Origin of the sequence: Streptomyces sp. XM83C, assembly GCF_023072675.1 — a bacterium.
GTDB lineage: Bacteria > Actinomycetota > Actinomycetes > Streptomycetales > Streptomycetaceae > Streptomyces > Streptomyces thermocoprophilus.
This window is the reverse complement of record NZ_JALLGL010000214.1, coordinates 1-10,686: the sequence shown is the minus strand read 5'-3', so window position 1 is coordinate 10,686 and position 10,686 is coordinate 1. Positions and strand designations below refer to the sequence as shown.

Below are 10,686 nucleotides of genomic sequence, written 5' to 3'. Positions count from 1 at the left end.
GCCCCGGCCGGGCGCCCCGTCGGCGGTGCGGCCCTGCGGCCCCGGGGGGGCCGCCCGGGGCTCTTGTCCGCCGTGTCGGACTCGGCGCTCCGGGCCTGTGCGCGGGCGGCCCGCAGGGCTTCCCGGGCCCGGTCGGCGGGCCGGACGCCTGGCGGGGTGGGCGGCGCCGCGGTCCCCGTCGCCGACGACGGCGACCGTGTCTCCTCGTCCCTCCGCTCTGCCGTGACCGGAGCACCGGTGGCGGGCTCCGGGGACCCACCGGGAACGGGACCACCCCGAGTCGGCTCCGGGGACCCGCCAGGAACGGGACCACCCCGAGTCGGCTCCGGGTCTTCGTCACGCGGCTCGGTCCGCGTACCGCGTCTGGCCGCCACGGCCTCCCGGAGCGCCGCACGGGCGAGGTCGGCAGGCCTCTGATGTTCCGCCAGATCACTGTGCGTGTCCGCTGGTTCATCCGCCGCACGTCCGCTGTCGGCGCCGCCCGCCGTCACCGAACCGCCGCCGCCCGCGTCGGCAGGCCCGGAGGGCGCGTCCTCGGCCGTCTCCTGCCCCGTGACCCGTCCGGCCCGTGCCGCGCGCAGGGCGCGGCGGGCGGCCTGGGCGGGGCCGGGCTCCTTGTCCTCCATCACGCCTCCCTCCGCAACGAGACCAGGTCGGCCAGTTCACGGTCGGTCAGTTCGGTGAGGGCGGCTTCGCCGGAGCCGAGGACGGCGTCGGCGAGGGCACGCTTGGCCGTGAGCATCTCGGCGATACGGTCCTCGACGGTGCCCTCGGTGATGAGGCGGTGGACCTGGACAGGCTGGGTCTGCCCGATGCGGTAGGCGCGGTCGGTGGCCTGTTCCTCGACGGCCGGGTTCCACCAGCGGTCGAAGTGGACGACGTGCCCGGCGCGGGTGAGGTTCAGGCCGGTGCCTGCGGCCTTGAGGGAGAGCACCAGGACGGGGGTGGAGCCGTTCTGGAAGCGGTCCACCATGTTCTCGCGTTCCGGTACGGGTGTGCCGCCGTGCAGCAGGTCCACGGGGATCGCGCGGCCCGCGAGGTGCGCGGTGATCAGGCGGGCCATGCCGACGTACTGGGTGAACACCAGGGCGGAGCCGTCTTCGGCGAGGAGGGTGTCCAGCAGTTCGTCGAGCAGGGCGAGTTTGCCGGAGCGGGCGGCGAGCCGGTCGGGGCGGGCGCTGGCGTGATCCTCCTTCAGATACAGCGCGGGGTGGTCGCAGATCTGCTTGAGCGCGCCGAGCAGTTTCAGGACGAGGCCGCGTCGGGCGATGCCGTCGGCGGTCTCGATGACGGCCATGGATTCGCGTACGACGGCCTCGTACAGCGCGGCCTGTTCGCGGGTGAGCGGCACCGGGTGGTCGGTCTCCGTCTTGGGCGGCAGCTCGGGCACGATGCCCGGGTCGGACTTCCTCCGTCGCAGCAGGAAGGGCCGGACCAGGCGGGCGAGGCGCTCGGCGGCCTCGTCGTCCTCGCCGCTCTCCACCGCGCGGGCGTGCCGGGCGCGGAAGGACTTCAGCGGGCCGAGCAGTCCGGGGGTGGTCCAGTCGAGCAGCGCCCACAGTTCGGAGAGGTTGTTCTCGACGGGGGTGCCGGTGAGGGCGACGCGGGCCGGGGCGGGCAGGGTGCGCAGCGCCTTCGCGGTGGCGGAGTACGGGTTCTTCACGTGCTGCGCCTCGTCGGCGACGATCATGCCCCACTGCTGTGCGGCGAGGGCGGGGGCGGCGGAGCGCATGGTGCCGTAGGTGGTGAGGACGAAGCCGCCGTCGAGGCCGTCGAGGGTGCGGTCGGGGCCGTGGTAGCGGCGGACGGGCACGCCGGGGGCGAAGCGGGTGATCTCGCGCTGCCAGTTGCCGAGCAGGGAGGCCGGGCAGACGACGAGGGTGGGTTCGGGCCGGGCCCGCTTCAGGTGCAGGGCGATGAGGGTGACGGTCTTGCCGAGGCCCATGTCGTCGGCGAGGCAGCCGCCGAGGCCGAGGGAGGTCATCAGGTCCAGCCAGGCCAGTCCGCGCAGCTGGTAGTCGCGCAGGGTGGCGGCGAGGCCGGGCGGCGGGTCGGCGGGCCGCGGGCCCGCGGTGAGCCGGTCGCGGAGCGCGGCGAGGGTGCCGGCGGGGACGGCTTCGACGGTCTCGCCGTCGATCTCGGCGCTGCTGGTGAGGGCGACGGCGAGCGCGTCGACGGGGTCGAGGAGGCCGAGGTCGCGTTTGCGGGCCTTGCGGACGAGGGCGGGGTCGACGAGGACCCAGCGGTCGCGGAGCCGGACGACGGGCCGGTGGGCCTCGGCGAGGGTGTCCATCTCGGCCTCGGTCAGGGGGTCGCCGCCGAGGGCGAGCTGCCAGCGGAACTGCAGCAGCTCCTCGCTGTCGAAGAAGCCGGTGCCGTCGGTGGCGGAGCCCGGCGCGGGCCGTACGACGGCGGTGGCGGTGAGGTCCTGGGCGAGGTCGCGCGGCCAGTGCACGGCGACGCCGGCCGCGGCGAGGCGGGTGGCGGCGGTGCCGAGCAGGTCGCCCACTTCCTCCTCGGACAGGGCGAGCACATCGGGGGTGTCCTGTTCGGCGAGCCGGCCGAGCGGCGGCCATACGCGGGCGGCGCGCCGTACGGCGAGGGCGGTGTCCACGCGGGCGCGTGGCCCGAACGAGGAGTCCGCCTCGCCCGCCCACAGGGCGGCGGCGTCCGCGATCAGGGTGGGGTCGGCGAGGCTGTGGACCTGGACGATCGCAGCGCCCGCCCGGCGCGCGCCGGCCCCTTCGGTGTCGTCGCCGGTACGGTCGAAGAGGTCGTGTGCGGACAGGTCGAGGCGCAGCGAGATGCGGACGCCCGCGTCCATGCCGGCGGCGACCTCCGCCGCCCAGTCCCGCGCGCGGTGCAGGCGCTGCGGCTCGCGGGCGGCGAACGGCCGGCCGAAGGCGTGGGGTGCGGCCGGGGTGCGGGGCAGGGTGTCGGCGACGGCGTCCAGGAAGGTGCGCATCAGCGCGTCGGGGGCGGGCAGGGTGAGCGGGCCCGGGCCGGGCAGCGGCACGGCGTGTCCCTCGTACGGCAGCGCGGCGGCGACGGCCCGCAGATGGGCGATGTCCTCGGGGTCGAGGGGTCCGGCCCGCCAGGCGTCGTGCCCGGTCGGGGTGAGGCCGGGCAGGAGGCGTCCGCGGGCGGCGAGCCGCAGGGCGTGCTGTGCGGCGGCGCCCCAGCAGGCGGTGGCGGGGTGCGCGGCGGGCGCGTGCCGGGCGTGCACGAGGAGCGGCAGGGCGGCGGCGAGGGGCAGGGTGAGCGCGGGGACGGTGCGGCGGCGGACGGAGGTGCCGTGGCGTCGTACGACGGTCAGCTCGGTGCGGTCGGCTCCGGGCGCGTCGGCGAGCGGCCGGTCGTCGGGGTCCCAGAAGGCGACACGGCCGTCGCGGGGCAGCGGTGCCGGCAGGAAGACGGCGGCGAGCCGCACGGGCACGCCGGGCGGCGCGACGGTGTCGCTCACGCGTGTGCTCATCTCCCCTCCCGACACTTCGTCCACGAGTCGCCGTCCTGGCGGATCGGCCGTCTTCGACTCTACGGGCGGGGTCTGACAATCGGCCGCGCCCCGAGCGCCCGGACCGGTCGTGCGGAGGGCCGTGCAACGCCTGCGACCTGCAAAGTCGTACCCGTGTGTCCACCGTTCGGGGGATACGGGACGGAGCACGGCGGCCGGCCGCTGCGGCCGGCGGACCGGTCCCGGAGGTGCCCCACTCGTCGGCGTCCGGGGCCGTCGGCGCGACGGACGTCCGCGGACCGGGGTCGCGTCGGCTAAGGCACCGTGCGGGCGACCACGTACACCATCGGGTGGTCCGGGTCTGCCAGGTCGACGACGAGGTCGTGGGTCGGGGCGGGGTTCTTCTGTTCGTGGACGAGGCCGTACCAGGGGCCGGGGCCGGTGAAGGTCCAGCCGGTGACGTTGCGGTCGCGGTCGCTGATGGTGATGTCGCCGGGGCGCAGGGCCGAGCGGTCGGTGTCCATCGACTTCAGGAAGCGGTCGAAGTCGGCCGCCGAGGTCTGGAACTGGACGTAGAGGCGGCTGGTCTTCCAGTTGTTCGTCTCGTAGTGGGCGACCTTGGTGGCGGTCTCGGGGACGGGGACCTGGTAGAGGCGGCGTTGGAGGCCGGAGGGGCGGCCGGCGGTGAGGCCGGTCGCCGAGTACTTCTCCTCCTTGTCCTTGCCGGCGTCGCGGCTCTGGTTGGCGGAGATCACCAGATAGCCGGCGGGCACGCCGATCAGCAGGACGATGATGAGGAGGGTGAGGGCGCGGCGGCGGATCACATGGCCGCGGTCCTCCTCTGGTCGCTGTGGTTCGTCCGGTGGTGCGGCCTGGTGGGGCAGGGACGCGGTCATGCGGTGTCCCGGGCCGTACGGCGGGACTGGATGTAGCGCTCGTACTTCTCGTAGCGCTCGACGCGGCGCCGCTTGGCGCGGCGGAAGCGGCGGGCGACCAGGCGGGCCAGGTCGGCGGCTCCGACCATGCCGGCCTCGGGGCCGAGCTGGGCGCGGACGATGCGGGCCTCGGGGCGGTAGCCGCGGCCGGTGAGCTGGCGTTTGAACGCGTCGCGGGCGGGGCCGATGAGCAGGTCGTCGGCGGCGGAGACACCTCCGCCGATGACGAAGCAGGACGGGTCGAGGGCGGCGGCGAGGTTGGCGATGCCGACGCCGAGCCACTGGCCGATGTCCTGGAGCAGTTCGACGCACATCGCGTCGCCCTCACGGGCCAGCTCGGTGATCATCGGGCCGGTGATGTCGCCGATCTGGCCCTTGACGTGCTCGATGATGCCGTACGCCACCGGGGAGTCGGCGGCGGCCAGCTCCCGGGCCTCGCGCACCAGGGCGTTGCCGGAGCTGTACTGCTCCCAGCAGCCGCGGTTGCCGCAGGGGCAGCGGTGTCCGCCGGGCACGACCTGCATATGGCCGAACTCGCCGGCGACGCCGTACTTGCCGCGTTTGACCTGGCCGTCCTCCAGGATGGCGCCGCCGATGCCGGTGCCGAGGGTGATCATGACGAGGTGGTCCTCGCCGCGTCCGGCGCCGAAGCGCCACTCGGCCCAGGCCGCGGTGTTGGCGTCGTTGTCCACGAGGACCGGCACGGACAGGCGGCCGGCGAGGCGGTCGCGCAGCGGCTCGTTGCGCCAGGACAGGTGGGGGGCGAACAGGACGCGGTTGCGGTCGGCGTCGACCCAGCCGGCCGCGCCGATGCCGACCGCGTGCACATCGTGCCGGTCGGACAGGTCGAGCACCAGCTCGACGATGGTGTCCTCGACGACCTTGGGGCTCTTGGACTTGTCCGGGGTCTCCGTGCGGAGCTTCTCCAGGATGTTGCCGTCGGCGTCCACGACGCCGGCCATCACCTTGGTGCCGCCGATGTCGATGCCGACGGTCGGCACGCGGGGGGCGGTCAGGTGCGACCGGCGTTCCCTCGTGCCCACGGTGCGGAGCGCCGGGGCGCGGCGGGAGCCGATGGGGGCCGTGAAATTGCCGTAGGTGCTCATCGTCGCCGATTCTGCCTCACGGGTGGCTTCGGCGACGAACGCAGGAGCGAGCGGGCCGGCGGCCCGCGCGGCGGGTGCGCTGCCACGGGCGGGGCGCGCCGGTCCCGAGGTGGCGTTCAGGCGCGTCGCAGTTCGTGGCGGAGGGCGTCGAGGTCGCTGCCGCCCGCCATCTGCCGGGTCAGCTCCTCCAGGGTGATCTCGTCGCGGTTGTGGCTGCCGGCCATGGTGCCGCGCCGGAGGAGGACGAAGCGGTCGCCGACGAGGTGGGCGTGGTGCGGGTTGTGGGTGATCAGGACGACACCGAGACCCTCGTCCCGGGCGGCGGCGACGTATTTCAGGACCACGCCGGACTGTTTCACGCCGAGCGCAGCCGTGGGCTCGTCGAGGACGAGGACCTTGGCGCCGAAGTGGACCGCGCGGGCGATGGCGACGCACTGGCGTTCGCCGCCGGAGAGGGTGCCGATGGGCTGGTCGACATCGCGCAGGTCGATGCCCATGCGGGCCAGCGCCTCCCGGGTGGTGCGGCGCATCAGGTCGACGTCCAGGCGTTTGAACGGGCCGGCGCCCTTGCGGGGCTCGGAGCCGAGGAAGAAGTTCCGCCAGACGGGCATCAGCGGGACGACCGCCAGATCCTGATGGACGGTGGCGATGCCGCGGTCGAGGGCGTCCCGCGGGCCGGCGAGACGGGTCTCCTCGCCGTCGATACGGAGGACGCCCTCGTCATGCTGATGCAGACCGGCAACGATCTTGATCAATGTTGATTTGCCGGCGCCGTTGTCGCCGAGGACGCAGGTGATCTCCCCCGCGTGCACCTGGAGGGAGACGCCCTCCAGGGCGCGCACGTTGCCGTAGCGCTTGCCTGCGCCGGTCAGCTCGATCAGGGGGGTGCGCTGTGCCGTCCGGGTCATGTCGTGGCCTCCGCACGCTTGCGGACCCAGGTGTTCAGCAGGGTCGCGAGGAGGAGCATCGCTCCGAGGAAGAACTTGAACCAGTCGGGGTTCCACTCGGCGAAGACGATGCCCTTGCTGGTCATGCCGAAGATCAGCGCCCCGACCGCGGAACCGACGGCGCTGCCGTGGCCGCCGGTGATCAGGCAGCCGCCGATGACGGCCGCGATGATGTAGATCAATTCGTTGCCGACGCCCTCGCCGGACTGGACGACGTCATAGCTGAAGAGCAAGTGTTGACCGGAGATCCAGGCGCCGAAGGCCACGCCCGTGTAGAGGCCGATCCTGGTGGCGTCGACGGGGACACCGACCGCGCGGGCGGCGTCCTGGTTGCCGCCGACAGCGAAGATCCAGTTGCCGGTGCGGGTGCGCAGCAGAATCCAGGAGGCGAGCGCGACGAGGCCGATCCACCACAGGACGGTGACCTTGACGGCGACACCGCCGATGGTCAATGTCGACGCGAAGACGTCGTGAGCCGTCGGGAAGCCCTCCATGTCGGCGATGGTCTTGGTGGACACCGTGCCGTCGATCAACTTGGTGAACCCGAGGTTCATGCCGGTCAACATCAGGAACGTGCCGAGCGTGACGATGAAGCTGGGCAGCCGGGTGCGTGTGAGCACGAAGCCGTTGAAGGCGCCGATCGCGAGCGTGGCGAGCAGGGAGACACCGACGCCGACCCAGACGTTCGCCGTCATCTGGTAGCTGAACATCGACGAGATCAGCGCGGAGGACGTGACCAGCACGCCGGCCGACAGGTCGAACTCGCCGCCGATCATCAGCAGGGCCACGGGGACGGCCATGATGCCGATCGTCGAGGACGCGTACAGAACGGTGCTCAGGCTGGAGGTGCGCAGGAAGCTGTCGGCGACGAACGCGAAGAAGGCGAAGACGGCGAGCGCCCCGACGACCGAACCCAGCTCGGGCCGGGCGAGCAGGCGGCGCAGCGAGGACGTTTCGAGCAGCCGTTCGTCAGCGGTGTCGGTGAGGGCGCTCATCGGGTGCCTCGCCGCGTGTACGCGAGCAGGGAGGCCGCCTGCTTCTTGTCCACGATCTGCGGGCCGGTGAGGACGGGGCGTCCGCCGCCGAGGGTGTCGTCGTTGTACCGGTACAGCCACAGCAGGTCGACGGCCTCGTAGCCCTGGAGGAAGGGCTGCTGGTCCACGGCGAAGCCGAGGATGCCGTCCCGCAGACCGGTGGCGACCTTGGCGTTGAGGTCGAAGGTGTCGATCTCGGCCTTGCTGCCGGCGCTCTCGCGTGCCTTGACGGCGGTGTCGGCGTAGGGCGCGCCGAGGGTGACGACGGCGTCGACGGAGCGGTCGGACTGGAGTTTCGCCTCGATGCCGGACTGCACGTCGGGCATGTTGGTGCCGTTGACGTAGAGGCGCTGGAGGGTGCCGCGGAAGGTCTTGGCGACGCCGTCGCAGCGCTGTTCGTGGCCGACGTTGCCCTGCTCGTGCAGGACGCACAGGGCGTTCTTCCGGCCGCGCTCGTTCAGCTCCTCGCCGACGGCCTCGCCGGCGACGGTCTCGTCCTGGCCTATGTGGGCGAGCGCGCCGAACTCCTTCGACCGGGCGGAGCCGGAGTTCACGGTGATCACCGGGATGCCGGCTTTCACGGCTCGGGCGACGGAGTCCTTCAGCGCGTCGGGCTTGGCGAGGCTGACGATGATGCCGTCGACCTTCTTGTCGACGGCCGCGTCGACGAGCTGGGCCTGCTGCTGGGCCTCGTCGTCGTGCGAGTACAGGAAGTCGATGTTGTCCTTGCGGGCGGCTTCCTCGGCCCCCTCCTGGACGATGTCCCAGAAGGTGTCGCCGTCACCGGAGTGGGTGATCATCGCGAACGTCCAGCGGGGTGTGCTGACCGCCGCGCGGCCCTGTGCAGCGGCCTTTCGGGCGTCCTCGGCGCGTTTGCCGCCGGTGCTGCTGCACGCCGTCAGGGACACGCACAGTGCCCCCGCCAACGCGATCCCTGCCCAGGTCCGAAACCGTGCCACGAGGCCGTGCCCTTCTTGCTGTGCTGTGGTGCGAGTGCTGCGGGTCGGGCGCCGGAAATCCCGTTGGTCCCGGCAGACCCAAACGCCCCAGTATCGAACACAGGGCACATCCGTTCCGTCACCGGGGTAGCGGTCGGTCACATTGTCCGGACAATACGACGAGCGCACGGCGGTGGCCGCGGGGCCCTTCCGACGCGCCCCGCGCATGACCCTCGGCGGCGCCCGCGTACGGCCCTCGCAGGGCCCATCGGGCGGCCGCCCGGCCGCGGATCGGGGTCGCGTGACGCGGCTGCGCGGGCCGTGCGGCGCGGTTCAGGGCCGTGCGGCGCGGCTCAGGGCCGTACGAGGAGCTGGAACTCGAAGGCGTATCGGCTCGGGCGGTAGAGGTGGTCACCGAACTCCACCGTGCGGCCGGTGTCGTCGAAGGTGGTGCGCTGCATGGTGAGCAGCGGGGCGCCCTCGCTCTCGGTGAGCCGCTCGGCCTCGGCGGCCGTGGCGGCGCGGGCGCCGATCGACTGCCGGGCGCTGTGCAGGGTGATCCCGGCGGCCCGCATCAGCCGGTAGAGGCCGGTGGCCTCCAGCTGGTCGGTGTGCAGATCGAGCAGGCCGGGTGGCAGATGGTTGCAGAGGTACGCCATCGGCTCGCCGTGGGCGAGGCGCAGCCGCTCCACGCGGTGCACGTCGCTGCCCTCGGGCAGGCCGAGCGCGGCGGCCACCTCGGCGGAAGCGGGCACGAGGGTGTTGACCAGTACCTGGGTGGCGGGGCGCTGTCCGGCCGCCTCCAGGTCGTCGTAGAGGCTGCTCAGCTCCAGCGGGCGTTTGACCTGGCTGTGCACGACCTGGGTGCCGACGCCGCGGCGGCGCACGAGCAGTCCCTTGTCCACCAGGGACTGGATCGCCTGCCGGACGGTCGGCCTGGACAGTCCGAGCCGGGCGGCCAGCTCGATCTCGTTGCCGAGGAGGCTGCCGGGGGTGAGCGTTCCGTGCTCGATCGCTGCTTCCAGCTGCTGGGACAGCTGGAAGTACAGCGGCACCGGAGAACTCCGGTCCACGCGGAGCTCCAGCTGCACGGTCGGGTCCACTTCTGGTTTCGGCACGGGCCGAGCGTAGCTCCGCGCGCTGTTGACGGGAAGTTGTGTAGTCAGATTGTCCGGACATTCGCATTGACAGACGCGGGTTCGGACCCCACCTTGTTCCCATGCGCATCGGGGTCATCGGTACGGGTCGGCTCGGCACCATCCACGCGAGAACGCTCAGCCGTCATCGCGAGGTCGGCTCCTTGATCCTCACGGACGCGGAGCCCGCACGAGCCCAGGAACTGGCGCTGCGCCTCGGGGAGACGGCGGCGCCCGGAGTGGACGAGATCTTCAAGTGGGGCGTGGACGCCGTGGTCATCACGACGGCGACACAGGCACACGCCGATCTGATCGGCCGGGCGGCCCGTTCGGGGCTGCCGGTGTTCTGCGAGAAGCCGATCGCTCTGGACCTGCCGGGCACGCTGGAGGCGATCGCCGAGGTGGAGGCGGCCGGGACGGTTCTGCAGATGGGGTTCCAGCGCCGCTTCGACGCCGGCTACTCGGGCGCCCGTGACGCGGTGCTCTCGGGCCGGCTGGGGCGGCTGCACACCGTACGGGCGATCACCTCCGACCAGACGCCGCCGCCCGCCGAGTGGCTGCGCGCGTCGGGCGGGCTGTACCGGGACGCGCTGATCCATGACTTCGACGCGCTGCGGTGGGTGACCGGACGTGAGGTGGTGGACGTGTACGCGGCGGGTTCGGACGCCGGGCCGCCCATGTTCCGCGAGGCCGGGGACGTGGACACGGCCGCGGTGCTGCTCACCCTCGACGACGGCACGCTGGCCACCGCGACGGCGACCCGGCTGAACGGGGCGGGTTACGACGTGCGCATGGAGCTGGCCGGGGAGCGGGACCAGATCGTGGTGGGCCTGGACGACCGCACCCCGATCGCCTCCACCGAGCCGACGGGGCCTCCGGCGGCGGACAAGCCGTGGCCGGGGTTCCTGGAGCGGTTCGCGCCCGCGTACGAGGCCGAGCTGGCGGCGTTCGTGGAGGTGATCCACGGCGAGCGGCCCAACCCGTGCGACGGCCGGGAGGCGCTTCAGGCGCTGCGCATCGCCGAGGCCTGCGAGGTGTCCCGGCGGGAACGCAGACCGGTGCGGCTCGCGGAGATCCCGGGCGGGCCGGGGGCGGGGACGCTCTGACGGAGGCCGGGCGGGGCGGACCCCTCGGGG

The 10,686-nt window shown here is 73.0% G+C and carries 8 protein-coding genes; 1 reads left to right on the top strand and 7 read right to left on the bottom strand.

The genetic code is table 11. The features are described from left to right. Positions 1-625: 625 nt before the first annotated feature. The 7 genes from MTQ10_RS21770 to MTQ10_RS21740 all read right to left on the bottom strand — a co-directional run bounded on the left by MTQ10_RS21770 (position 626) and on the right by MTQ10_RS21740 (position 9,505). Positions 626-3,475, bottom strand: coding sequence for a DEAD/DEAH box helicase (locus MTQ10_RS21770; protein ID WP_247471024.1), 2,850 nt, complete (start codon positions 3,473-3,475; stop codon positions 626-628). Positions 3,476-3,768: 293 nt separating this feature from the next. Continuing rightward, a complete protein-coding gene (locus MTQ10_RS21765) occupies positions 3,769-4,350 on the bottom strand; it encodes a sugar kinase (RefSeq protein ID WP_247471021.1) in 582 nt (193 codons plus the stop codon). Beyond that, positions 4,347-5,495 (bottom strand): ROK family glucokinase, encoded by a 1,149-nt coding sequence (locus MTQ10_RS21760; protein WP_247471017.1) that lies wholly within the window; start codon positions 5,493-5,495, stop codon positions 4,347-4,349. The genes MTQ10_RS21765 and MTQ10_RS21760 overlap by 4 nt, the downstream gene beginning before the upstream one ends. 116 nt (positions 5,496-5,611) lie before the next feature. Beyond that, positions 5,612-6,403 (bottom strand): ATP-binding cassette domain-containing protein, encoded by a 792-nt coding sequence (locus MTQ10_RS21755; protein ID WP_247471013.1) that lies wholly within the window; start codon positions 6,401-6,403, stop codon positions 5,612-5,614. Next, entirely contained in the window at positions 6,400-7,437 is a 1,038-nt protein-coding gene (locus MTQ10_RS21750; RefSeq protein WP_247471010.1) for an ABC transporter permease, read from the bottom strand. The genes MTQ10_RS21755 and MTQ10_RS21750 overlap by 4 nt, the downstream gene beginning before the upstream one ends. After that, on the bottom strand, positions 7,434-8,435 hold the full coding sequence (locus tag MTQ10_RS21745; protein WP_247471007.1) for a sugar ABC transporter substrate-binding protein: 1,002 nt from the start codon (positions 8,433-8,435) through the stop codon (positions 7,434-7,436). The genes MTQ10_RS21750 and MTQ10_RS21745 overlap by 4 nt, the downstream gene beginning before the upstream one ends. Positions 8,436-8,767: 332 nt before the next feature. Then, positions 8,768-9,505, bottom strand: coding sequence for a GntR family transcriptional regulator (locus tag MTQ10_RS21740; protein WP_247471027.1), 738 nt, complete (start codon positions 9,503-9,505; stop codon positions 8,768-8,770). Between the two features lie 128 nt (positions 9,506-9,633). Between MTQ10_RS21740 and MTQ10_RS21735 the strand changes: the two genes are divergently transcribed. Continuing rightward, on the top strand, positions 9,634-10,656 hold the full coding sequence (locus MTQ10_RS21735) for a Gfo/Idh/MocA family oxidoreductase (protein WP_247471004.1): 1,023 nt from the start codon (positions 9,634-9,636) through the stop codon (positions 10,654-10,656). Positions 10,657-10,686: the final 30 nt, after the last annotated feature.